This window comes from Pseudoclavibacter sp. RFBI5 (genome assembly GCF_002931395.1).
Lineage (GTDB): Bacteria > Actinomycetota > Actinomycetes > Actinomycetales > Microbacteriaceae > Pseudoclavibacter.
The window spans coordinates 56,157-78,048 of sequence record NZ_PSYA01000010.1 but is presented as its reverse complement, the minus strand read 5'-3'; the positions used below and the strand labels follow the sequence as shown (position 1 = coordinate 78,048).

Below are 21,892 nucleotides of genomic sequence, written 5' to 3'. Positions count from 1 at the left end.
CACTACAGGGGCCCGAGCACGGCAGAGGGATCGGCGTCGAACGCCAGCGTCTCGAGCACCTCGAGCAACTGCCGCTCTTCGTAGCGGAAGTGCGACTCCATGATCGCCGCGATGCCCTCGAGGTGGCGGTCGAGCACACGGGGCGACGCACCCGCGTCCACGGACGACTGCAGCCCCGAGAGGAGGTGCGCGATCATCGAATGGTCCTGCTGCAGGTACCGCAACGTGTCACGCAGCTCGGGATGCGCCGCCGCGATCGCCGGGAACAGCTCGCGGTCCTCGCCACGATGGTGCCCATCGAGCGCCGAGCAGAAACCGTGGCAGTACAGCAACAGGTCCCTCGCCGCCGGCTCTGCCGGATCACCGTTCTCGACCGCTTCCCTGGTGACTCGCAGGGCGGCGCGCAGACGCGCGTGCACGTCCCTCAGCTCGCTGCTCCAGGCAATGAGCCTGGCTTTCTCGTTCGCACTCATCAGGTTCGCCCTCAGTCACACGAGGGCGAAGGGGGTGACGACATCATCGCCGTTCTCCTTCGATTCGGCGCCTCCATGCCTGACACGAACTGCCAGCGGCACGCGACGCTGCGAACAGGATAGCGAAGACGAAGGCGAAGGCGACCCGCGCCTGCCCGAGGCTCCTACCCCACGTCTGCCCGATACCCTCTGCTCAGCCCCATGGGCCCGGCCCGCTACGCTCGAGGGCATGAGCGCCGCCGAACGCAAGACCCTCCGCGAACGCTGGACCTCCGCGGAGCTCTCGTCGCTGCGCACCCAGCTCTCGCGCCTCTCGAGCGTCGTGCCCGGCCCGCATCGGCTCACCCCCAGCTGGCACGACGCGTCCGCTGGAGCCACGGACCTCCGCGAGCTGCAGGCCGGCAGTCTCGGCATCGCCATCGCGCACCTCGAGCTCTCGAACGTCGACGCCAGCGGACTCGTCGGCGGACTCAGCATCAGCAACAGCACCCTCACGCACTGCCACTTCGACGGCGCCAAGCTGACGGCGCACACCCGACTCGAGGGCTCACTGCGGGCCTGCGCCTTCACGGGCGCGAGCATCCCGCAGGCCTCCATCGGGCCGGAGGTCTCCGACTGCACGTTCCGCGACGCGAAGCTGCGACGCCTTCGCGCCGTCCCCGGCACGGTCTTCTCGAACTGCGCCTTCGATGGCGCCGAGCTCTCCGGCGCCGAGTTCACGAACACGCGGTTCATCGACTGCAGCTTCACCGGAGCCAAGTTCAACGCAGCCACGACGTTCCGCGGATGCACGTTCGTCGGCGAGGCACCGAAGTTCGGCAAAGCGACCGAGAACGGCACGACGATCGAGAGCGGCACGAGGATCGAGCCGCTCGCCGGCTGACCCCGGCGACCACGCCGGGCAGGCACGCCCGGCCAGGGCTGGGGAGCTCTGAGTCATAGCAAAGTCATACAGACGGGTTCGGCCTGAAGAGCAGTTCACCCGCCCGGCTTTCCACCAGGCACGCCCTCGCGCGCCACGGCACACGCGTCGGTGAAGCTCGCGTCGCGGACGAGCTGGAACACCCGGGGCGCACCCGGACAGCTCGGCGTCGCCCCCGACCCGCGCTTCTCAGGTTCCCGCTTGCCTCGCTTCCTAGCGTCGAGCGCATGTCAACCTCAGCGAATGCCGCTCTGCTCATCCTCCGTATCGCGCTCGGCGCGACCATGCTGCTCCACGGAGTCCAGAAGCTCACGACCACGGGAATCGGCGGGGTCCAGGAGATGCTCGGTGGCCTCGGCGTCCCGCTCGCCGACGTGGCCGGCGTCGCCCTCCCCTTCGTGGAGATCGGTGCGGGGGCGCTGCTCATCGCGGGCCTCTTCACTCGCGTCGCCGCAGCCCTGCTCGCGATCGTCTCGCTCGGTGCCATGTTCACGGTGCACTTCACGGCCGGCTTCTTCGCGCAGGACGGCGGCTACGAGTTCGTGCTCGTCCTGGCACTCCTCGGCATCGCGCTTGTCCTCACGGGAGGCGGACGGTGGGCCGTCGACGCCCTCCTGCGTCGACCGCGCAGCGCTCGCACCGCCAGCGCTGAGCGCCACGCAGTCACCCAGACGGCGTAATAGCTAACCTGGCTAGCAAAAATCTGGCGGGTCGATAGCTCCCGAAGCCGAAGACACGATACGGTCCAATCCACCGGCTTCCCCTGCTCCGAATCCTTCGTACACGGGCGAGACAGCCCGGCGCGCGAAAGGCGGCTGCAGTGCTGGAATCCTCGACTCCCCTCCTCGTGGGCCCCGACGTCATCGGAGCCCCCGGCGGGTACCGCAACGTCACCGATCTGCTCGCCCGACGTGCCGAGATCGCCCCGGACCACGCGGCGTTCGAGGTGCCGAGCGACCCCACCGATCCGAGTGCTCCGTGGCGCAACGTATCGACGAGCGAGTTCACGGAGACCGTGCGAGCCGTCGCCAAGGGGCTGCTCGCCATCGGCGTGCGCCCCGGCGACGCGATCGCCATCATGGCGCCCACCCGTTACGAGTGGGCCGTCGCAGACCTCGCTGTGTGGTTCGCCGGCGGCGTCGTCGTGCCGATCTACGAGACCTCGGCACCCACCCAGGTCTCGGCCATCATCCACGACGCCAAGGTGGTGCTCGCGGTCGGCGGCAGCGCCCACCACGTGGGACTGCTCACGACGCCACTCGATGCGCGCGGATCCGACGCGCTCGGCGTCTGGTCGATGGATGCGGCCGACGGCCCCGGCGAGCATCGCGACCTCGAGCGCCTCGCCGCCCTCGGGCTCGGCGTCGCCGACGAGGCCCTCGAGGAGCGCCGCCTGCTCGCCACCCCCGACTCCCCCGCGACGATCGTCTACACCTCCGGCACCACGGGAGAGCCCAAGGGGGCCGTGCTCACGCACGAGAACTTCCTCGGCCAGGTCCTCAACATCGCAGCTGCCTACGGCGAGGTCGTGCATCCCGCGGGCAACACCATCATCTTCCTGCCCCTCGCCCACGTGCTCGCCCGCGGACTGCAGCTCATCTGCCTCGCGAGCGGCATGCGCATCGCCCACCTCGCCGACCCGACCGCCGTCGTCGGCACCCTCGGGCAGCTGAAGCCGACGTTCCTCGTCGTCGTGCCCCGCGTCCTGCAGAAGATCCAGGCCGCAGCCGGTGCCAAGGCCGCCGCGAGCGGGCTCGCCAAGGTCTGGGCGTCGGCGCAGAGCACCGCCGTCCAGTGGGGTGAGTTCCTCGAGACGAGAGCTCCGGCCGCACGCGCCCCGCTTGGCCTGCGCATCCGGCACCGCCTCTTCGACTCGGTCTTCTACCGCCGACTGCGGCAGGTCATGGGCGGCCGCGTCACCCACATCCTCTCCGGAGGCGCCACCCTCGACGCCGAGCTCTCCCTCTTCTTCGGCGGCATCGGCGTGCCCGTCATCGAGGGCTACGGCCTCACCGAGACGACGGCGCCCCTGACCGGCAACCTCCCGAGCGACATCCGCTCGGGAACGGTGGGTCGGCCGCTGCCCGGCTCCACGGTCCGCATCAGCGACGACGGGGAGATCCTGGCCCGCGGTATCGGCGTCTTCAGCGGCTACCGCAACCCCGAGCACAACCAGGACGCGTTCGTCGACGGCTTCTTCCGCACCGGCGACCTCGGCCGCCTCGACGAGCAGGGCCGGGTTGTCCTCGAGGGCCGTCTGAAGGACGTCATCGTCACCTCGAACGGCAAGACCATCGTTCCCATGCGGTGGGAGTCCTCCGTCGAGTCGGATTCCCTCGTCTCGCACGCCGTCATGATCGGCGAGGGACGCAACTACCTCTCGGCGCTCATCATCCTCGACCCAGTGGCACTCGCCGAGTTCTCCGCCGAGGTCGCAGCGAGCGCGCACCCGAGGCCAGAGCAGCACGAGCTCCTGACGGTGGTGGATGCGAAGGCGCGCGAGCACGTCCAGCGCGCCGTCGACCGCGCCAACGAGCTCGTCGCCCGCAGCGAGCAGGTGCGACGCTTCACGCTCATCGCGACGGACCTCGACGATCCGACCTTCGTGACGCCGACGCTCAAGCTCAAGCGCGCAGCGGTGCTGCAGCGCAGCACGGACGTCGTCGACGCCCTCTACTCTTCCTGATCACCACTCTTCCTGATCACCCCATTCCCCCTGGCGCACAGCGCCTCGAGAGGCAGCAGCATGACGAGCGACATCACCCCAGGCGGCACGAGCACCGCGGGAAGCAAGAACCGGGCGACGATCATCACGATCGCCATCGCCGTGCTGATCGGCGCGCTCGTCGCGCTCGCCGGCAGCCAGGGCGGGGCGGAGCTGGCCGGGTTCCCGCTCTACGCGTGGGCCGTCGCGGCCGCGTTCCTCATCCAGGTGCTCGTCTACCTGCCCTCGGCGGCGGCGAAGACCGAGCGGTTCTTCGACCTCACGGGAAGCGCGACGTTCATCGTCGTCACCATCGGCCTGCTCATCGCGGCACCGGCACCGGATGCTCGCTCCTGGATCCTCGGAGCCATGGTGATCCTGTGGGCATTGCGGCTCGGCTCGTTCCTCTTCGCGCGCATCCACCGCTCGGGCTCCGACGATCGCTTCGACGACATCAAGGGCGACAAGCTGCGGTTCCTGCGGGTCTGGATCATGCAGGGCCTCTGGGTGAGCCTCACGGCCGCCGCAGCGTGGATTGCGATCGCCGGGGGCACCGCGGAGCGCGAGCCCATCGGCTGGCTCGGCATCGTCGGCATCGTCATCTGGGTAGCCGGGTTCGTCATCGAGGTCGTCGCCGACCTGCAGAAGAACGCGTTCAAGGCCGACCCGGCGAACAAGGGTCGGTTCATCCGCACGGGCCTCTGGTCGCGTTCGCGCCACCCCAACTACTTCGGCGAGATCCTGCTCTGGGTCGGCGTCGCCATCGTCGCCGTCCCCGTCCTGGTCGGCTGGCAGTGGATCGCGCTCATCTCGCCGGTCTTCGTCGTGCTGCTGCTCTCGAAGGTCAGCGGAGTGCCGCTGCTCGAGGCCAAGGCCGACAAGAAGTGGGGCGGCGACGCCGACTACGAGGAGTACAAGGCGAAGACGCCCGTGCTCCTGCTGAAGCTCACGCGCCCCTGACCTCGGCCGGGGCGCGTGAGCCCCGAGCTACTGGAAGGCGGGTACGACGTGCTCGATGAACAGCTCGAGCGAGCGCTTCTTCTGCTCGTGGGAGAGGGAGTTGTCGCTCCAGAAGCTGAACTCGTCGACCCCGAGCGACTCGTACTCGCGCAGGCGGGCGATGACCTCGTCCGGCGTGCCGATCATGGCGGTCTTGTGCAGTGACTCGGGCGTGAACTCGGGTCGCTCGGAGAACTTCGCCTCCGGGCTCGGCTCGAGGAACCCGTCGACGGGGTCGGTCGTGTTGCCGAACCAGGCGTCGAAGGTGCGGTAGAACTTGTTGACCCCCTCTGCGGCCGGTCGCCAGCCGTCTGGGTCGCTCTCCTCGTGCACGTAGGTGTGGCGCAGCACCATGATCTCGGGGCGTGCGACCTCGGGATGGTTCGACACCGCCGTCTCGAACTTGGTCACGAGGTCGGCGACCTCCTCGTCGCCCTTCATGAGCGGCGTCACCATGACGTTGCAGCCGTTGGCGACCGCGAAGTCGTGCGTGTCGGGGTCGCGGGCCGCGACCCACATCGGCGGAGTCGGCTGCTGCACGGGCTTCGGGACGCTCGTGGAGACGGGGAACTGCCAGACCTCGCCGTCGTGGGCGTAGTCGCCCTGCCAGAGCTCGCGCACGGCTGGGATCAGCTCGCGCAGGTGCTTACCGCCCTCCTTGCCCGGCATGCCGCCCGCGAGGCGGTCGAACTCGAACTGGTACGCGCCGCGCGCCAGTCCAACCTCGGCGCGCCCGCCGCTGATGACGTCGAGCAGGGCCGTCTCTCCGGCCACCCGGAGCGGGTTCCAGAAGGGGGCGATGATCGTGCCTGCGCCGAGGCGGATCTTCGTGGTGACCGCGGCGAGGTACGCGAGCTGCGGCATGGGGCTCGGCGAGATCGTGTACTCCATTGAGTGGTGCTCGCCGATCCACACCGTGCTGAAGCCGGCCTTCTCCGCCAGGAGCGTGAGCTCGACGAGCTCGGCGAAGAGCTGCTCGGTGCTGACGGAGTCGTCCCAGCGCTCCATGTGGATGAACAGAGAGAAACGCATTGTCGTGTCCTTTCGAGAGTGGAGGTGCTGCTGCCGTCAGCGACGGCTGGCGCGTTCCGCGATGGTGGTGTTCCCGCGAGACCAGTGCTCGTGCTCGATCTCGCGGATGACGACCGTGATGTTCTCGGATGCGGCGCCCACGGTCTCCTCTGCGACGCGGTGCACGCCGTCGATGAGGGCCCTGAGCTGCTCCGGGGTGCGCCCCTTGGCGATGGAGATGTCGATGAGTGGCATGCGGCCCTACCCCCGCATCACGAACGGGTCGGCGACGGGCGATTCGTCGGTGTTGATCCACACGCTCTTGAGGCGGGTGTACTCGTGCATGGACTCGATGCCGTGCTCGATGCCGACGCCGGAGTTCTTGAAGCCCTGCCTCGGCGACATGGGCGACATGGCGCGGTAGGTGTTGACCCAGATGGTGCCGGCGTCGAGGCGACGCGAGAGGCGATGGGCGCGGGCGAGGTTCTGCGTCCACACGCCGGCCGCGAGGCCGAACTCGGTGTCGTTGGCCAGCCCGACGACCTCGTCCTCCGTGTCGAAGGGCATGATGGCGGCGACGGGCCCGAAGATCTCCTCGCGGACGACGCGCATGCTGTTGGTGACGTCGGTCAGCACGGTGGGCTCGAAGTAGTAGCCGGGGAGCTGCACGTCGGGGCGGCCGCCTCCGGCGTAGAGGGTCGCGCCCTCGTCGACGCCGATGCCGACATACGATCTGACCTTCTCGAGCTGGTCGCTGAAGGCGAGTGGGCCCAGCTCGGTCGCATCGTCGAGGGGGTCGCCGATGACGATGGACTTCGCGCGAGCGGAGACGCGCTCGAGCAGCTCGTCGTAGACGGAGCGATGCGCGAAGACGCGGCTCCCGGCGATGCAGGTCTGGCCCGCCGCGGCGTAGATCCCCGCGATGACCCCCATCGCCGCGTTCTCGATGTTCGCGTCGTCGAACACGATGTTCGGGCTCTTCCCGCCCAATTCGAGCGTGCATCCGATGAACCGCGCCGCCGCGCTCGCCGCGATGGCCGAGCCCGTGCGCGTCGACCCCGTGAAGGAGATCTTCGCGATGAGGGGGCTCTCGACGAGCGCCGCGCCTGCCTCGGCGCCGAGACCCGTGACGACGTTGACGACGCCGTCGGGGAACCCGGCCTCGCTCGCGAGCTGCGCGAAGCGGAGCACCGTGCGCGAGGTGTACTCGCTCGGCTTGATGACGACGGTGTTGCCGGCTGCCAGCGCAGGCGCGAGCTTCGAGGTCGTGAGCGTCAGCGGGGAGTTCCACGGCGTGATCGCGCCGACCACGCCGAGCGGCTCGTGCTGCGTGTAGTTGAGGATCTGCAGGTTGCTGGTGGGGATCTGCGAGCCCTGGATCTTGTCGGCGAGCCCGCCGTAGTAGTAGAGGTACTCGGGCAGTGACGCGAGCTGGCCGCGCATCTCGCGCAGGAGCTTGCCGTTGTCGAGGCTCTCCAGTCGGGCGAGCTCGTCGGCGTTCTCGGCAACCAGGTCGCCGAGGCGGCGCAGCAGCTTCCCCCGCTGCGTCGCGGTGAGGCCACTCCAGCTCGGCGCCTCGAACGCCCGGCTGGCCGCGGAGACCGCCAGCTCGACGTCGGCGGCGTCGCCCCTCGCCGCCTCGTACAGCACCTCGAGGGTCGCGGGGTTGATGCTCTCGAAGTAGGCGCCGCCGGCGGGATCGCGCCAGCCCCCGTCGATGAAATGTCCGTAGCGGTCAGTCATGGTGTGCTCCTTCGTGGTGCCTGGAGTTGGCGAGTTCCGTGTCTTCGATGTGCTCCGCGAGCTCCGCGGCGAAGGCCTCGGGCGCTTCGACGGGAAGCATGTGCCGCACGCCGGCGACGATGCGCGACCGGGCATCCGGGATGGCGGCCGCGAGCCTGCGGCTCATGTCGGGCGTCGAGCCGGGGTCGAGCTCCCCCGTGATGGCGAGGGTCGGGACGGAGATGGACGCCAGATCAGCTTCGATCTGCCGGTCACCCGTCGCGAAGATCTCGTAGGCGTGCCCGAACGACTCGACGTCGTTGGCTTCGAGCACGCGCCTCGTCGCGTCGACCGTCTCGGGAGCGACGTCGCTTCCCGAGTACCAGCGTTCGAGCGAGCGCTCGACGGTAGCTGCGAAGTCGGTCCGTGCAGAGGCGAGCCGGGCGAGCACGGCGTCGCGCTCCTCCGGGGTCCGCTGGCACACGGAGCTGACGCAGACGAGCGACCGGACTCGGTGGTTCGAGTGGCTCGCGATTCGCTGGGCGACGAGCGCCCCGAGCGAGAAGCCCACGAGGTGGACCGGCCCGCTCGGAAGCCGCTCGGCGACATCGGCCGCGAACTCGGCGAGCGACATCGCCCCGCGCAGCCGCGGCTGGGCTCCATGACCCGGCAGGTCGAGGGCGATCGTCGGCCGGTCGAGCAGCTCCTCGACGCGGCCCCACATGGTCCGATCGAGCCCCACCCCGTGCAGCAGCACGATGGGCGTGCGTGTCGGCGTCGAGCTCACGTCGGCGCCCCGCTACAGCTCGGTCGAGAGCGCCGCGAGTCGCTGCTGCGGGCGCCCCTGGGCAGCCCCGGCCAGGGCGACGAGGATCTCGTCCGGGTGCGGCGCATCCGCGATCCGCACCTCGAACGACTGATGGTGCGAGCGGATCGTCGCGTCGGTGAAGTGCTTGAGCGGGATGTCGAACGCGACACCGGCCGGCCCGCGCTTCTCGACTGCGGGCAGCAGGGTGCTCGCGTTCGCCGCCTTCCGGAAGTGGTCGCCGAACTTGAGCGTGTGGATGAGCGCCGAGCCGTGCTCGACCTCGCCGTTCAACCCGATGATCGCGGCCTTGCCGTATGCCTCGAGCGGTGCTCCGAGCGCCTCCATGACGCGGGGGGCGAGCAGCGCTCCGAGCTCGGATGCGACGGCGTCGATGCCGGCGCTCAGGTCCTCGACGAACCCCTGGCCGGCCCACGGGTTCTCGATGATGGCGGCAACGACCGCGGTCCTCGCCGCGGGCGAGACCGTGCGGCCGCCCTCGATGAGCGTCTCGTCGACGATGGTGATGACTCTGCGAACCTTCATGCTGCGATTCCTTTCAGGATGTCGGAGGTGACCTTCACGTCGGTCGTGCGGTCTCCGATCCGGGGATGAGGGCGGGGGCCGGACGACGCGACCGCGATGACCGCGATCTCGTCGCGGTGCGGCGCATCCGCGAGGTGCACGTCGAGCGACTGGTAGTGGCTGCGCGTTGCCGCGGCGGTCTTATGCCAGAGCGGCACTCGCAGGTCGCCGCCGGCCTCGGCTCTCGTGTCCGAGAAGCAGATGATCGAGGTGCCCTCGAGGAACTCGCGGAGCAGGTTGCCGAAGTAGGGGGTGTGGATGAGCGCGCCGGCGTGCTCGATCTCGCCGTCGACGCCGACGACGGCGGCCTTCCCGAACGCTTCGACGTTCGCGGCCCCGCCGAGCGCCTCCAGGAGGCGGTCGCTGAGGAGCTTGGCGACGATGGGGGCGATCTCGGACGTGGCCTCCGTGAGGTCGGCGATGGGTCCGGCCCCGACCCACGGGTTGCGGACGACGGCGACGGCACTCGCCTGCCGGATCGCGGTCGGGGCGTCGACGCCTCCGTCCGAGATGATGTCCTCGTAGGCAGTCGAGATCTTTCGCACGCCGAGGGCGACGGCGCGCTCGCGCAGCGTCTCGCCGCGACGCTCGGTCGCTGTGGCGGTGGTGGTCATGGTGGCTCCTGGTCTCCTCGAACGTCTGGTGTGCCCGGATGGGCGTCGGCGACTCAGGCGGTGATCGACTCGCTGTCGGCCGGGTTGCCGTGATCTGCCGGCGCGAGCGCTGCGCGGCTCGACGCCTCGACGTGCGTTCGCATGGCGAACTCGGCGCCGATCGCATCCTTCTCCACGATCGAGCGCACAACCGCGCGGTGCTCGTGGTTGGAGGCGAGCAGACGGCCGGGGCGCTCGATCGTGCGCAGCACGATGCGGTGGTAGGCGAGCTGGTTCATGAGGCGCTCGTAGTGCTCAGCGAGCTTCGCGTTGTCGGCGCCGAGCACGATGGTCCAGTGGAACTCGTGCACGAGGCGGGCGTACTCGGCCGTGTCGCCGGCCTTGGCGGCGGCGTCGCTCTCGTCGAGGTTGCGCGAGAGGGCGGCGACCTCCGAGGTGGGGCCGCGGCGGGCGAGCAGGTTCGCGGCGAGCCCTTCCAGCGATTCCTTGAGCTGGAACAGCTCGACGATCTCCCGCCGGGTGGGTGTTCGCACGAACGTCCCGACGCGGGGACGGATCTCGACGAGGCCCTCGTTCTCCAGCTGCTTGAGCGCCTCGCGGATGGGGGTGCGGCTCACGCCGAACTCCTGCGCGAGCACGAGCTCCGGCATCGGGTCGCCGGGTGGGTACGTGCCGCTCGTCACGAGACGGCGGAGTCGCTCGAGGAGAGGGAGGTCTGCGTACGCCTCATCACTGAGACCCAACGGCGTGATCTGTTGCATACAAGAACGCTAGCTGGCATGCCGCAGAATTGTCAACGATTCCGATTTTTCTCAGGAAACACAACGTTTACAACCAAGCGTTGACGCATGCATGAACCCAGGGTTACGCTCCGTTGCATGCAAGCAAACATCAAAGATGCTGTCGCAGCTGCATGGTCCGACGTCTGGGATCGGGGTGACTTCGGTGCGTTCGAAGCCCTCGTGACCACGGATTATCGGCGCGAGAGCACAAGATCGGGTCGGGTGTCCGCACTCGACGAGTTCAAGCAGGAGGTCACCGAGGTGCGCGCCGCGTTCCCGGACCTCGTCACGCGCATCGACCAGGTCCTGGTCGAGGATGACGCGCTCGCCGTCTTCTGGACCTCAGACGGCACGTTCAGCCAGCCGCTCGGCACTGTCCCCCCGACGGGCAAGCGCGTCGTCACGAACGGATCCAATTACGGCACCCTGCGGGACGGACGCGTCTCTTCCGAGCGCGTGACCTGGGACTCCGCCGAGCTGCTCACCCACCTCGGCCTCCCCTCCCTGCACTCGGCGTTCGAGGATGCCGACGCCGACTACGCCGACGAGTCCGCAGCTCCCCCGCGCGAGATGCTCAAGGCGTTCAACAAGCAGTTCATCTCCGGCGTCACCGTCGTCACGACGAAGGACGAGGAGGGCCGCCCGCGCGGACTCGCCGTCAGCGCCTACTCCTCGGTGTCGCTCGACCCGCCGCTCGTGCTCGTGTGCGTGCAGAAGTCGTCGTCCACGTACCCCTCGCTCTTCAGGTCCACGCACCTCGGCATCAACATCCTCTCGAGCGAGCAGCAGCACGTGCTCGCGACCTTCGCCTCCAAGTCCCCGGACAAGTTCGCTGACATCACCTGGCACGAGGGGCCAGAGGGCAGCCCGCTGATCGACGGCTCCTCCGCCTCCATCGAGGTCGAGATCAAGGAGCGCTTCCAGGCGCTCACGCACACCATCTTCATCGGCCGCGTGCACCACGCGACGACCACCGACGACGCGCCCATTCTGTACAAGGCCGGCAAGTTCTTCGATGGACGAGGGCTCTCAGAGCTCTGACCAGGTCATCACAACCGCGATGACCGTTCCGCCCTCCCGGGCCTGCCTCCTCCGAAGTGGAGCAACACCATGACTCTTCACCATCCTCCGAAGCCCGAGCTGCATGATGACGACGCACTCGATGGTCACGGGCTCGAGCCGACGTCCGGCCCGAGTCGCGCCCAGGCCGCGGCCGACGCGCTGCGTCACCGTCCCGGCGTCGTCTTCTGGGTATCGATCGGCCTGATCCTGGCGTTCGTCTCGTGGGCGGCGATCTCGCCAGACACGCTCAACGGATCCATGACGGCCGCGATCACCTGGGCCTCGGCGACCGTGGGCTGGTCGTACCTCCTCGTGACGATCGGCTGCATCGGCCTGCTCGTGTACCTCGCCTGCAGCCGGTTCGGGCGCATCCGCCTCGGTGCTGACAGCGACCGGCCCGAGTTCAGCACGTGGGCCTGGCTCGCCATGATCCTCTCGGCCGTCATGGGCGTCGGCCTCATCAGCTACGGCGTCGCCGAGCCCATCTCCCACTTCGTCACGCCCCCGCACGGACTCGCCGAGTCCGGCACCGTCGAGGCCGCCGTCGTCGCCATGCAGTTCTCCTACTTCGACTGGGGCCCCCACGCCTGGGCCGTCTTCGGCGTCTTCGGCGTCGCGATCGCCTACTCCACGCACCGCAAGGGCAACACGGGGCTCGTCTCCCCCATGCTGCGCCCCATCTTCGGCGACCGCGTCGACGGGTGGCTCGGCAACGTCATCGACATCTTCGCGATCATCGCGACCCTGTTCGGCACCACGACGTCCCTCGGGCTGGGCGCCTCGCAGATCACGGAGGGCCTCAACCGCGTCATGGGGCTGCCGACGGAGACCTTCATCCAGATCCTCGTGATCGCCGTCATCACGGTCATCTTCACGCTCTCCGCGCTGTCTGGCGTGAACCGCGGCATCAAGTACATCTCGCAGATCACGATGCTCGCCTCGGTGGCCCTCGGCATCTTCGTCTTCTTCGTGGGGCCGACGAACTTCATCACGAACCTCTTCGTGCGCTCGACCGGCGCCTACGTGAGCAACTTCTTCGAGATGAGCCTCACGACCCCGCTGACGGCCGACGACGGTCAGTGGATGCAGTGGTGGACGTACTTCATGATGGCCTGGTGGCTCAGCTGGGGCGCGTTCGTCGGCGTCTTCCTCGCGAAGATCTCGCGCGGCCGCACCATCCGCCAGTTCGTCCTCGGCGTCATGGTCGTGCCGAGCCTCGTGTTCTTCGGCTGGTTCACGATCTTCGGCGGCTCGGCCATCAAGTTCGACCTCGACGGCGACGGCAGCATCGGCACCGCGGCCACGGCCGACGTGAACTCGGCGTTCTTCGAGATGCTCTCGAACCTGCCGCTCGTGGAGATCACGTCGATCGTCGCGATCGTCCTCGTCGTGCTGTTCTTCATCTCGGGTGCCGACGCGAACACGTTCGTGCTGAGCATGCTCTCCTCCAGAGGCGCGCTCGAACCGGCCAAGCCGGTCCTCGCGATCTGGGGCCTCCTCACCGGCCTGTGCGCATCCCTGCTGCTGCTCACCGGTGGACTCGCGGCGCTCCAGCAGGCGGCGATGCTCTCGGCGCTGCCGTTCACGATCATCGTCGCGCTGCTGGGCATCTCCCTCATCCTGCAGCTGCGTGAGGACCCGCACTTCGACTACACGAGGGACGTGCGCCGCGAGGACCTCCGGACGGGCGTGCTGCGCCTGCCGGAGCACGGCCCGAAGCGCAAGCCGAATCCCGAGTCGCCGCGCCCCTGACCCCCGCGCCCCGCGCCCCGAGACACCTGAGCCGGGAGCTGAGTTGTGGTCGTCAACATACCGTTGAAGCGACCACAACTCAGCTCCCGGTTCGGGATTTCGCGGCGTGGGCGGAGGAGAGGGGCGAGAGGACACGTGATGTCTGCTCCAGCCCTGGAGAGCTACTCGACGAGCTTGCCCTCCACGGAGACCTCGCCGATGAGCTCGGCGATCTCGGCGGGGACGGGCGGGATCTCCTCCCGGGTGATGCCGCCGCCCGGCGACCACACGAGGTTGACCTGCATGTCGGGGTCGAGCTCGGGGAAGTCGCTGCGGTTGTGGCAGCCGCGCGTCTCGCGACGCTCCAGGGCGGCCTCCAGGGTCGCCCTCGCTGCGAGGGCCGACGACTTGAGGTCGAAGGCGTGCGCGAGGTCCTGGAACCCGGCGATATCCGGGTGGATGCCGACGTCCTCCATCCGAGCCTCGATGACGTCGAGCGCCGCGATGCCGGCCTTGAGCCCCTCCTCGTCACGCACGACGCCCGCGTACTCGGTCATCGTGTCGCGGATGGCGCGCTGCAGGGCGCGCACGTTCTCACGACCGTCCGCGCTGAGCAGCTCGTCGATCTCGCCGCGCGCCTGCGCGACGGCTGCCGGAGACCGGAGCTGCGCATCCAGGCCCTCGGAGTGGGCGACGGCCGCCCGGCCGACGATGCGGCCGAAGACGAGCAGCTCGATGAGCGAGTTGCCGCCGAGGCGGTTCGCGCCGTGAAGGCCGCTCGACGCCTCGCCGATCGCGTAGAGCCCGTCGACGTCGGTGCCGTGGTCGTCGGGGCGAACCCACACGCCACCCATCGAGTAGTGGGCGGTCGGCGCGATCTCGATCGGGCTCACGGTGATGTCGAGCATCTGCAGGTCGAGCATCTGCTGGTAGATGCGCGGCAGGCGGTTCATGATCGTCTCGCGGGGCAGGTGCGAGACGTCGAGCCAGACGCCGCCGTTCGCGGTGCCGCGGCCCTCCTTGATCTCGGTGTACGCGGCGAGCGCGACCCGGTCACGCGTCGAGAGCTCCATGCGCTCGGGGTCGTAGCGCTCCATGAAGCGCTCCCCCAGGCCGTTCGTGAGGATGCCGCCTTCGCCGCGGGCGGCTTCCGAGACGAGCGTGCCCGCCGCGTTCTCGGGCTCGATGATGCCGGAGGGGTGGAACTGGACGAGCTCGGGGTCGCGCAGGCGCCCGCCGGCTTCGACGGCGAGGCGGAACGAGTCGCCCGTGTTCTCGTCGCGTCGCGAGGAGGTGCGGCGCCAGATGCGGTTGTGCCCGCCGGCGGCGAGGATCACCGAGTCGGCGTGGATGAGGTACCTCGTGCCGTCGTTGATGTCGAACCCGTATGCACCGAAGACGACGTTGTCGCGCACGAGGATGCGGGTGATGTAGACGGTGTCGAGGATGGGGATGTTCAGCTGCTCCGTGCGGGCGACGAGGGAGCGCTGGATCTCGAGGCCCGTGTAGTCGCCGGCGAAGGCGGTGCGGCGGAACTTGTGGGCGCCGAAGAAGCGCTGCGAGATGCGGCCGTCGCCTTCGCGCTGGAAGCCCATGCCGTAGCGCTCGAGGTCGCGGATACCCTGCTCGGCGCCCCGGGTCACGATCTCGACGGTGTGCGGGTTGGCGAGCCAGTAGCTCTCCTTGATGGTGTCGGCGGCGTGCTGCTGCCAGCTGTCGTCCGCGTCCATCGTGCCGAGGGCCGCGTTGATGCCGCCGGCGGCGAGCGAGGTGTGGGCGTCGTGCTTGGGGCGCTTGCCCACGGCGAGCACGTCGACACCCTGCTCGGCGACTTCGATGGCGGCGCGCAGGCCGGAACCGCCGGTTCCGATGACGAGCACGGTGGTGGAGATCTGGCGTTCGATGGACTTGGTCGCGGTCATGTCAGCAACGTTAGAGAGCACCCGATGATTACTCCAATGCATAGTCCTGTTCGTCCTGATGCGCGTAGGCTATCGGCATGAACCTGGACCAGTTGCGGAGTTTCGTGGAGGTCGCCTCGCAGGGGCACTTCACACGGGCAGCGGAGGTGCTGCACCTCGCGCAGCCCTCGCTGAGCCGCCAGATCTCGACCCTCGAGCAGGACCTCGGCGCGCCGCTCTTCAACCGCACGCCAGGTCGAGTCGCGCTCACCGATGCCGGTGAGTCCCTGCTCCCGCTCGCCCGGCGAATGCTCGCCGACGCCGACTCGGTGCGGCGCGAGATGGCGGAGCTCGCCGACCTCAAGCGGGGCACGGTACGGCTCGGCGCCACGCCCTCGCTGTGCGTGAGCCTCGTCGCGGACGCGCTGCAGTCGTTCCACGCCTCGCATCCCGGCATCGAGCTGCACGTCTCGGAGAGCGGCTCCCAGGGCCTCATCGAGCAGCTCGCGGAAGGCGCGCTCGATCTCGCGCTCATCACGACTCCCGAATCCAGGCAGACCCCGCGCGCCACCCTCACCAGGCTGCCGCTGCTCAACGAGGAACTCGTCGTGGTGTCCCCCGTCGACGGCGCCGCCGCGATCCGCTCCCCCACCATCTCCCTCGAGGAGCTTGCCGCCGCCCCACAGGTGGTCTTCTCGCGGGGCTACGACCTCCGTGCCACAGCAGAGGCCGCGTTCCTCAAGGCCGATCTGCGACCGAACGTGGTGGTCGAGGGGCCGGAGATGGATGCGGTGCTGCGCTTCGTGGAGCTCGGACTCGGCGTCGCGGTCGTGCCGGCCATGGTCATCCGCGGGCGGGCGGGCTTCCGCTCCGCCAGGCTCACGAGCTCCATCCTGCAGCGCACCGTGAGCCTCGCACACCGGAGCGACGTGCCCCTCTCGCGCGCCGCACGCGCCATGGCGGCGACGATCGAATCGATCGCCGCCGCCATGGTCGGCCAGACGCCGGGAACCAGCAGCGTGGAGCCGTGAGGCTGGTGCCGGGAACGGCACGCTAGCTGTTCACGAGCTCCTTCTGCTCCTGCTTTGCACGCTTGCGAGCCACGAGGCGGCCGCGCACGGTGAAGGCGAGCACCAGCGCCAGGAGGGTGTAGAGCGCGATCGCGATCGGCCCCTGCACCAGCACCGAGAAGTCGCCGTTGGCGCTCATCGCCGCGTCCCGCAGGCTCGTCTCGGCCAGCGGGCCGAGGACCATTCCGATGATGAGCGGTGCGATCGGGAAGTCGAGGGCACGCATGAGGAAGCCGAGCAGGCCGACCCCAAGCAGCATCAGCAGGTCGAACGTCGAACCCGACGTGGCGTAGATGCCGAGCGCGCAGAAGATCGTGATGCCCGCGTACAGGTAGGGACGCGGGATCAGGAGCAGCTTCGCCCACAGCATCGCGAACGGCAGGTTCAGGACGAGCAGCACCACCATGGCGATGAAGAAGCTCGCGAGCAGCGCCCAGACCAGCTCGGGGGCGCGGTCGAAGAGCAGCGGGCCCGGCTGCAGGCCGTACTGACGGAACGCGGCGAGCATGATCGCCGCGGTCGCCGAGATGGGGAGACCGAGCGCCAGGAGCGCGCCCATCGCCATACCGGTCGTCGCATTGCCAGCGGCCTCCGGGGCTGCGAGGCCCCTGATCGCGCCCTTGCCGAACTGCGGGTCCTTGCGGCGCGCATCCAGTCGCTTCTCCAGGCCGAAGGCGAGGAACGTGGGGATCTCGGAGCCGCCGGCCGGCACCACACCGAACGGGAGACCGATGACCGTGCCACGCAGCCAGGCCGGGGTGGCCTCCTTGAACTCCTTGCGGCTCAGCCACGGGCGACCCTTCGGACGGATCATGCCCTTGTCGTTGACGTGCCGCTCGAGGCAGGCGACGTAGATGACCTCGCCGAGCGCGAGGACCGCGACGGTCACGGTCACCAGCGAGATGCCGTCGAACAGCTGCGGGGAGTCCATCGTGAAGCGCGGGGCGCCGGAGACGCCATCGATGCCGATGACCGCGATGCCGAGGCCGATGAACAGGGCCGTGAGCCCCTTGACGACGTTGTCGGTGACCACCGTGGAGGTCGCCGCGAACGCGAACACCGCGAGGGCGAAGAACTCCGCCGGCCCGAAGCTGCTGGAGAAGTCGGCAAGCGCAGGGGCCAGGAAGACCACCACGATCGAGGCGATGAAGCCACCGATGAACGCGCCGATGGCAGCCGTCGCGAGCGCCTGGGCGGCCCGACCGTTCAGCGCCATCTTGTGGCCCTCGAACGTCGAGGCGATGGCCGAGGCCTGCCCGGGCGTGTTCATCAGGATGCCCATGGTCGAGTCGCCGAAGAGGCCACCGAAGTAGACGCCCGCGAACATGATGAACGCGGCCGTCGGCTCGAGCGAGAACGTGACGGGCAGCAGGAGGGCGACCGCCATCGAGGAGCCGAGGCCCGGCAGCACGCCGACGGCGGTCCCGAGGAGGCAGCCGACGAAGACCCACATGAGGTTCTGCCAGGTGAGGGCACCGGCGAACCCCTCCATGAGGAGTTGGAGCGTTTCCATGTCAGATACCTCCGAGGATGCCGGACGGGAGCGACATGCCGAGTGCCATGTCGAAGGCGATGTAGGCGAGCGAGCTCAGCGTGAACCCCACGACGAGGCTCGCCACCGGCTTCGTCGAGCCGAAGCCGCGGGCCACGCACCAGAAGAGGAGGGCTGCTGCGATGACCCAGCCGAGCAGGTCGAGCGTCAGCGAGAACACCAGGAACGAGCCGACGACCCAGGCGAACGACTTCACGTCGACTCGCACCTTGCGGGGGGCATCTGCTGAGCCCGCCGCAGCGAGCGCCTCGTCGTCGGCCAGCGCACGGGCGAGCAGCTCCTCCTCGGTCATCGTCGACGAGGAGGCCGCGGTCGCGCGCAGCTCACGGACGGCACCGACGGCGAGCAGAGCCGCGAAGAGGTACAGGCCGGCGGCGATGAGGCCGGGGAAGAACTGCGGCCCGGGGAAGTCGGCCCCCTCTGGCACCTTCATCGTGAAGATGCCGTAGAGGAGGTAGGTGGCGAAGGCTGCGATGACCAGCGGCATCGTCAGCCCCTTGAGGAGGGTGGCCGTCTTGCTTGGGCCTGCGGCGAAGGTCAGGTCTCCGCCGATGACCGCCGACGCGGCAGTCGGGTTCGCGTGGTGCGTCATTGTCCCATCTCCTCGTAGAGCGCCGTGATGCGCAGTTCCTCTTCAGCGAGGAACGTGTCGAGCTCGTCGCCCGTGATGAGGCGCTCGTTCCAGTGGTACCTCTCGATGGCCTCCTGCCACTCGGGTGTCTCCGTCGTCTGCACCACGAGTTCGGCGAGGGCGTCCGTCTGCTCCTCGGTCAAGCCTGAGGGAGCGTGGATCGAGCGCCAGTTCGTGAGCGAGATGTCGTAACCCTGCTCGGCGGCTGTCGGAATGTCGACGCCTTCGATGGGCTCCTCCGCCACCACCGCGAGGGCCCGCAACCTGCCGGCTTCGATCTGGTCGATGTTGTCTGCGTAGCCTCCCGCCGCGGCCTTCGCCGTGCCGTTGAGGAGCGCCTGGATGGCCTCGCCACCGCCGTCAGACGAGATGTAGGTGGTGTCGACGGGCTCGATGCCTGCGCTCAGCGCGAGGTCGGTCACCACGAGCTGGTCGAACGAGCCACCGCCGGTCCACGGGATGGACTTCGGGTCGGCCTTCCATGCCGTGGCGAGATCCTCGAGGGTCTCGTACGGGGAGTCGGCTGGGACGACGATGACGTCGTACTCCTCGACCATCACCGCGAGCGGCGTGACGTCTTCGAGCTTCGCCGCGGAGTCGTATTGGATGGTGGCGGCCAGCAGGCCAGTTCCTCCGACGAGGAGGTTGTTGGGTTCGCCATCGAGCACGGAGACATTGCCAAGCGCGATCGTTCCGCCGGCCCCTGGCATGTTGACCACCTGCACGTTGTTGACGAGCCCCTCGGCTTTCTGCGCCTGCTGCAGTTCGCGGGCGACCGTGTCCCAGCCGCCACCGGCAGCTGCCGGGGCGATGATCGTCATGGACGCGTTGATGTCCTGACCCGCCGCGGCGGACGTGATCGACCCGAAGCTCGCGACGGCGATCGATGCGGCGGCTACGACTCCACCGATGACGCGGCCGACCACACGCCTGCCGCCGGGCTTGGCCTGCCGGCCCGGTTCGTCCGGCGCCGCCGGGTCTTTCGTTGCTCGGATCATCATTGCTCCATTCGCGCGGACATCGTTGTCTCCGCAATATCGACCTAGGATTGCACCGCGCTCGCACGTGAGGAGCTCCACGAGGAGTTGTGCTCATAAGTGCTCGCGAGCCCGGCGCGAAGAGGCGCCGCATGGGTCTGCGCGGGCGGAAGGTTCGAGCCAGAGGCCAGAAGCCAGAAACCGCAAGCCAGGGGCGCGGGAAGTGAGGATGACGATGCCGTTCAAGCTCAGCCAGCGAGCCGTGCGCCTGGGGATGCTCGTGGTGCCGAGTCTCATCACGCTCGGCTCCGTCTCGATCACGGCCGCGATCGCCTTCTCGGCGCAGGAGAGGGAGCTTCGCGAGACCACAGCCGAGCGCGTGCATGAAGTCGCGTCGAGCCTGGCACAGCTGGACGAGGTACGTGGAGCGCTCGAAGCCGTCACGAATGCGGGCACCACCTCAGCGCTCGCGGACGCGGACGACCTCGCCGGGGCCACCGATGCCCTGCAGCCGCTTGCCAGCCTCGTGGAGAACGCGACGGGCGTCTACTACGTCGTCATCACCGACGACGAGGGCGTGCGCATCACGCATCCGGACCCCGCCGAGCGTGGGGTGCAGGTCTCGACGGCCAACGCCTCCGTCCTCGCCGGGGAGGCGTTCCACGGCACGGAGGAAGGTGCATCCGGCCCCTCGCTGCGCGCGAAGGTCCCCGTGGTCGGGCAAGACGACACCGTCCTCGGAATGGTCGCCGTCGGCGTGCTCGAGTCGAGCATCTCCGCGGACAGCGCCGAGGCCCTCGGGGAGCTCCTCCCCTGGACGATCGGCGCACTCGTCCTCGGCACGCTCGCCAGCTCGGCCCTCGCGTTCGCGGTCGAGCGCCGGTTCCGCAGACTCGACGCGCTCGCCGCCGAGCACGCGCAGATGCGGCGCACGACCACCGCCCTGCGCGAGCAGTCTCACGAGTTCAGCACCCGCATGCACGTGGTCCACGGCCTCGTCTCGAGAGGCGACACCCAGGACGCGCTCGAGTACATCGACGAGGTCGTGCCGGTTCGGACGGCAGGGGTCGACGCTTCCGACAGCACCGATTCGAGTCTCCACCTCCCCCTCCTCGACGCCACGACGCAGGCGGTGCGGGCCGAACTACACGAGCTGGGAGCGCAGGCGAGCTTCGACCTCGAGCTCGACGAGGACATCGACGACGGCGTCGTGACCGTCATCGCGAACCTCTGCCGGAACGCGGGCGAGGCGGGCGCATCCCAGGTCCTCTGCACGCTTCGCGAGAGCGGCAGCCGCATCATCGGGCTCGTCGACGACGACGGTCCCGGCCTGGACGCCGAAGCGAGCGGCCGTATCTTCGCCCCTGGGTTCTCTTCCAAGCCCGACCCGAGCGGACTCGGACGGGGCATCGGCCTCGAGCTCGTCCGCCGGACGGTCACGTCGCGCCGCGGCACCATCGAAGTCGGGGCGTCACGACTCGGCGGGTCGCGCTTCGCCTTCGAGATCGAGCGGCTGCCATGACCGAGATCATCGACGCCGTCGTTGCGGCCAGGAGAGGAGCGGCATGAGCAGAACCGAGGAGAGCCCGCGGGCGGCCTCGAACCCGATCCGAGTGCTCGTGGTCGACGACGATCGTGGGGCCAGGGCCCTGCATAGCGGGTTCATCACCGACATCCCCGGATTCTCGCTCGCCGGTACCGCCAGCACCGGTGAGTCCGCGCTCGCGCAGAGCATGAGCGGGGTCGACCTCATGCTCCTTGACATGCGGCTTCCCGACATCAGCGGAGTCGAAGTCCTTCACCGGCTCAGAACACTCGGCGCGAAGGTACCGGACGTGCTGGTGATCAGCTCGTCCCGCGACCAGACGACGGTGCGACAGGCCCTCGCGGCCCACGTCGTCGGCTACCTCATCAAGCCGTTCACGCAGGCCGCCCTGCAGGAGCGCCTCGACCTCTACAGCGCCGAGCGTCGAGCGAGTCCGGAGAGCGACCGCGAGCGACCCCTCGGCCAGGGTGAGATCGACCGGCTGCTGGCCACAGGCAGCATTCGTCAGCCCGCCGTGCCGCGCAGCCGCTCGAGCGCGGCGCGAAACGGTGCCGCGCAGTCGCCGCAGCTCCCGAAAGGGCTGGCACAGGTCACGCTCGAGCGGGTCGTCGCCTCGCTCGACCCGGTGATCCCCGCCACGGTGCTCGACGTCGCCGAGGCCTGCGACATCTCCCGTGCGACCGCGAGGCGCTACCTCGACCACCTCGTCGAGACGGGGGTGATCGACCTGGCGCACCGGTACGGCAAGCGCGGGCGGCCGCAGGTGCTCTACCGGTTGTCTCCCTCCCCCGAGCGCTGATCTCCC

The 21,892-nt window shown here is 69.0% G+C and carries 21 protein-coding genes; 9 read left to right on the top strand and 12 right to left on the bottom strand.

All coding sequences use genetic code 11. From position 1 onward, the window contains the following. Positions 1 to 2: 2 nt before the first annotated feature. Entirely contained in the window at positions 3 to 473 is a 471-nt protein-coding gene (locus C5E06_RS07330; RefSeq protein ID WP_104240970.1) for a hemerythrin domain-containing protein, read from the bottom strand. 229 nt (positions 474 to 702) lie between these two features. Here C5E06_RS07330 and C5E06_RS07325 point away from each other — a divergent pair, with 229 nt between their 5' ends. From C5E06_RS07325 to C5E06_RS07310, 4 genes are all read left to right on the top strand, one after another. Further along, the gene (locus C5E06_RS07325) at positions 703 to 1,356 is read left to right on the top strand and encodes a pentapeptide repeat-containing protein (RefSeq protein ID WP_181062911.1); all 654 of its coding nucleotides are present in this window, start codon (positions 703 to 705) and stop codon (positions 1,354 to 1,356) included. Between the two features lie 266 nt (positions 1,357 to 1,622). Further along, positions 1,623 to 2,075 (top strand): DoxX family protein, encoded by a 453-nt coding sequence (locus C5E06_RS07320; protein WP_104306460.1) that lies wholly within the window; start codon positions 1,623 to 1,625, stop codon positions 2,073 to 2,075. 140 nt (positions 2,076 to 2,215) lie between these two features. Beyond that, entirely contained in the window at positions 2,216 to 4,081 is a 1,866-nt protein-coding gene (locus tag C5E06_RS07315) for a long-chain fatty acid--CoA ligase (RefSeq protein ID WP_104299563.1), read from the top strand. 60 nt (positions 4,082 to 4,141) lie between these two features. Next, complete coding sequence (locus tag C5E06_RS07310; RefSeq protein ID WP_104306459.1) at positions 4,142 to 5,059, top strand: DUF1295 domain-containing protein; 918 nt, start codon at positions 4,142 to 4,144, stop codon at positions 5,057 to 5,059. Positions 5,060 to 5,086: 27 nt separating this feature from the next. Here C5E06_RS07310 and C5E06_RS07305 read toward each other — a convergent pair whose 3' ends face one another. The 7 genes from C5E06_RS07305 to C5E06_RS07275 are packed head-to-tail and all read right to left on the bottom strand — an operon-like array spanning position 5,087 to position 10,596. Beyond that, a complete protein-coding gene (locus tag C5E06_RS07305) occupies positions 5,087 to 6,130 on the bottom strand; it encodes an LLM class flavin-dependent oxidoreductase (RefSeq protein ID WP_104240965.1) in 1,044 nt (347 codons plus the stop codon). A gap of 36 nt (positions 6,131 to 6,166) precedes the next feature. Next, positions 6,167 to 6,364, bottom strand: coding sequence for a 2-hydroxymuconate tautomerase (locus tag C5E06_RS07300; RefSeq protein WP_104306458.1), 198 nt, complete (start codon positions 6,362 to 6,364; stop codon positions 6,167 to 6,169). Between the two features lie 6 nt (positions 6,365 to 6,370). Continuing rightward, positions 6,371 to 7,852 carry an aldehyde dehydrogenase gene (locus C5E06_RS07295; protein WP_104240963.1) on the bottom strand — a complete coding sequence of 494 codons (1,482 nt, stop codon included), beginning with the start codon at positions 7,850 to 7,852 and terminating at the stop codon, positions 6,371 to 6,373. Further along, positions 7,845 to 8,618 (bottom strand): alpha/beta fold hydrolase, encoded by a 774-nt coding sequence (locus C5E06_RS07290; RefSeq protein ID WP_258067554.1) that lies wholly within the window; start codon positions 8,616 to 8,618, stop codon positions 7,845 to 7,847. The genes C5E06_RS07295 and C5E06_RS07290 overlap by 8 nt, the downstream gene beginning before the upstream one ends. 12 nt (positions 8,619 to 8,630) lie before the next feature. Continuing rightward, positions 8,631 to 9,182, bottom strand: coding sequence for an amino acid synthesis family protein (locus C5E06_RS07285; protein WP_104240962.1), 552 nt, complete (start codon positions 9,180 to 9,182; stop codon positions 8,631 to 8,633). Next, on the bottom strand, positions 9,179 to 9,835 hold the full coding sequence (locus tag C5E06_RS07280) for an amino acid synthesis family protein (protein ID WP_104240961.1): 657 nt from the start codon (positions 9,833 to 9,835) through the stop codon (positions 9,179 to 9,181). The genes C5E06_RS07285 and C5E06_RS07280 overlap by 4 nt, the downstream gene beginning before the upstream one ends. A gap of 53 nt (positions 9,836 to 9,888) precedes the next feature. After that, positions 9,889 to 10,596: a GntR family transcriptional regulator gene (locus C5E06_RS07275; RefSeq protein WP_104240960.1), complete on the bottom strand. Its 708-nt coding sequence runs from the start codon at positions 10,594 to 10,596 to the stop codon at positions 9,889 to 9,891. Between the two features lie 117 nt (positions 10,597 to 10,713). Here C5E06_RS07275 and C5E06_RS07270 point away from each other — a divergent pair, with 117 nt between their 5' ends. Beyond that, positions 10,714 to 11,658 carry a flavin reductase gene (locus C5E06_RS07270; protein ID WP_104306457.1) on the top strand — a complete coding sequence of 315 codons (945 nt, stop codon included), beginning with the start codon at positions 10,714 to 10,716 and terminating at the stop codon, positions 11,656 to 11,658. Between the two features lie 69 nt (positions 11,659 to 11,727). Continuing rightward, the gene (locus C5E06_RS07265; RefSeq protein ID WP_104306456.1) at positions 11,728 to 13,431 is read left to right on the top strand and encodes a BCCT family transporter; all 1,704 of its coding nucleotides are present in this window, start codon (positions 11,728 to 11,730) and stop codon (positions 13,429 to 13,431) included. 161 nt (positions 13,432 to 13,592) lie between these two features. On the opposite strand, the gene C5E06_RS07260 is transcribed toward C5E06_RS07265, so the two are convergent. Beyond that, a complete protein-coding gene (locus C5E06_RS07260) occupies positions 13,593 to 15,332 on the bottom strand; it encodes an L-aspartate oxidase (RefSeq protein ID WP_104306455.1) in 1,740 nt (579 codons plus the stop codon). 77 nt (positions 15,333 to 15,409) lie between these two features. Between C5E06_RS07260 and C5E06_RS07255 the strand changes: the two genes are divergently transcribed. After that, the gene (locus C5E06_RS07255; protein ID WP_104306454.1) at positions 15,410 to 16,342 is read left to right on the top strand and encodes a LysR family transcriptional regulator; all 933 of its coding nucleotides are present in this window, start codon (positions 15,410 to 15,412) and stop codon (positions 16,340 to 16,342) included. A 22-nt stretch (positions 16,343 to 16,364) separates the two neighbouring features. Here C5E06_RS07255 and C5E06_RS07250 read toward each other — a convergent pair whose 3' ends face one another. The 3 genes from C5E06_RS07250 to C5E06_RS07240 are packed head-to-tail and all read right to left on the bottom strand — an operon-like array spanning position 16,365 to position 19,565. Next, positions 16,365 to 17,894, bottom strand: a complete 1,530-nt coding sequence (locus C5E06_RS07250) for a tripartite tricarboxylate transporter permease (protein ID WP_104299570.1) — start codon at positions 17,892 to 17,894, stop codon at positions 16,365 to 16,367. Between the two features lies 1 nt (position 17,895). Next, on the bottom strand, positions 17,896 to 18,525 hold the full coding sequence (locus C5E06_RS07245) for a tripartite tricarboxylate transporter TctB family protein (RefSeq protein WP_104306453.1): 630 nt from the start codon (positions 18,523 to 18,525) through the stop codon (positions 17,896 to 17,898). Next, positions 18,522 to 19,565: a tripartite tricarboxylate transporter substrate binding protein gene (locus tag C5E06_RS07240; protein ID WP_104240953.1), complete on the bottom strand. Its 1,044-nt coding sequence runs from the start codon at positions 19,563 to 19,565 to the stop codon at positions 18,522 to 18,524. Before C5E06_RS07240 ends, C5E06_RS07245 begins: the two co-directional genes overlap by 4 nt. 211 nt (positions 19,566 to 19,776) lie before the next feature. Here C5E06_RS07240 and C5E06_RS07235 point away from each other — a divergent pair, with 211 nt between their 5' ends. Beyond that, complete coding sequence (locus C5E06_RS07235) at positions 19,777 to 21,063, top strand: ATP-binding protein (RefSeq protein WP_104307233.1); 1,287 nt, start codon at positions 19,777 to 19,779, stop codon at positions 21,061 to 21,063. Positions 21,064 to 21,106: 43 nt separating this feature from the next. Then, positions 21,107 to 21,886 carry a response regulator gene (locus C5E06_RS07230; protein WP_104306452.1) on the top strand — a complete coding sequence of 260 codons (780 nt, stop codon included), beginning with the start codon at positions 21,107 to 21,109 and terminating at the stop codon, positions 21,884 to 21,886. Positions 21,887 to 21,892 lie beyond the last annotated feature (6 nt).

What these genes read in the sequence shown, in the direction of transcription:
- C5E06_RS07285 (WP_104240962.1), bottom strand. Translation starts at nt 9,182, where the DNA reads ATGAAGGTTCGCAGAGTCATCACCATCGTCGACGAGACGCTCATCGAG.
- C5E06_RS07305 (WP_104240965.1), bottom strand. Translation starts at nt 6,130, where the DNA reads ATGCGTTTCTCTCTGTTCATCCACATGGAGCGCTGGGACGACTCCGTC.
- C5E06_RS07240 (WP_104240953.1), bottom strand. Translation starts at nt 19,565, where the DNA reads ATGATGATCCGAGCAACGAAAGACCCGGCGGCGCCGGACGAACCGGGC.
- C5E06_RS07330 (WP_104240970.1), bottom strand. Translation starts at nt 473, where the DNA reads ATGAGTGCGAACGAGAAAGCCAGGCTCATTGCCTGGAGCAGCGAGCTG.
- C5E06_RS07255 (WP_104306454.1), top strand. Translation starts at nt 15,410, where the DNA reads ATGAACCTGGACCAGTTGCGGAGTTTCGTGGAGGTCGCCTCGCAGGGG.
- C5E06_RS07245 (WP_104306453.1), bottom strand. Translation starts at nt 18,525, where the DNA reads ATGACGCACCACGCGAACCCGACTGCCGCGTCGGCGGTCATCGGCGGA.
- C5E06_RS07275 (WP_104240960.1), bottom strand. Translation starts at nt 10,596, where the DNA reads ATGCAACAGATCACGCCGTTGGGTCTCAGTGATGAGGCGTACGCAGAC.
- C5E06_RS07260 (WP_104306455.1), bottom strand. Translation starts at nt 15,332, where the DNA reads ATGACCGCGACCAAGTCCATCGAACGCCAGATCTCCACCACCGTGCTC.
- C5E06_RS07265 (WP_104306456.1), top strand. Translation starts at nt 11,728, where the DNA reads ATGACTCTTCACCATCCTCCGAAGCCCGAGCTGCATGATGACGACGCA.
- C5E06_RS07235 (WP_104307233.1), top strand. Translation starts at nt 19,777, where the DNA reads ATGCCGTTCAAGCTCAGCCAGCGAGCCGTGCGCCTGGGGATGCTCGTG.
- C5E06_RS07250 (WP_104299570.1), bottom strand. Translation starts at nt 17,894, where the DNA reads ATGGAAACGCTCCAACTCCTCATGGAGGGGTTCGCCGGTGCCCTCACC.
- C5E06_RS07300 (WP_104306458.1), bottom strand. Translation starts at nt 6,364, where the DNA reads ATGCCACTCATCGACATCTCCATCGCCAAGGGGCGCACCCCGGAGCAG.
- C5E06_RS07295 (WP_104240963.1), bottom strand. Translation starts at nt 7,852, where the DNA reads ATGACTGACCGCTACGGACATTTCATCGACGGGGGCTGGCGCGATCCC.
- C5E06_RS07320 (WP_104306460.1), top strand. Translation starts at nt 1,623, where the DNA reads ATGTCAACCTCAGCGAATGCCGCTCTGCTCATCCTCCGTATCGCGCTC.
- C5E06_RS07280 (WP_104240961.1), bottom strand. Translation starts at nt 9,835, where the DNA reads ATGACCACCACCGCCACAGCGACCGAGCGTCGCGGCGAGACGCTGCGC.
- C5E06_RS07270 (WP_104306457.1), top strand. Translation starts at nt 10,714, where the DNA reads ATGCAAGCAAACATCAAAGATGCTGTCGCAGCTGCATGGTCCGACGTC.
- C5E06_RS07325 (WP_181062911.1), top strand. Translation starts at nt 703, where the DNA reads ATGAGCGCCGCCGAACGCAAGACCCTCCGCGAACGCTGGACCTCCGCG.
- C5E06_RS07230 (WP_104306452.1), top strand. Translation starts at nt 21,107, where the DNA reads ATGAGCAGAACCGAGGAGAGCCCGCGGGCGGCCTCGAACCCGATCCGA.
- C5E06_RS07310 (WP_104306459.1), top strand. Translation starts at nt 4,142, where the DNA reads ATGACGAGCGACATCACCCCAGGCGGCACGAGCACCGCGGGAAGCAAG.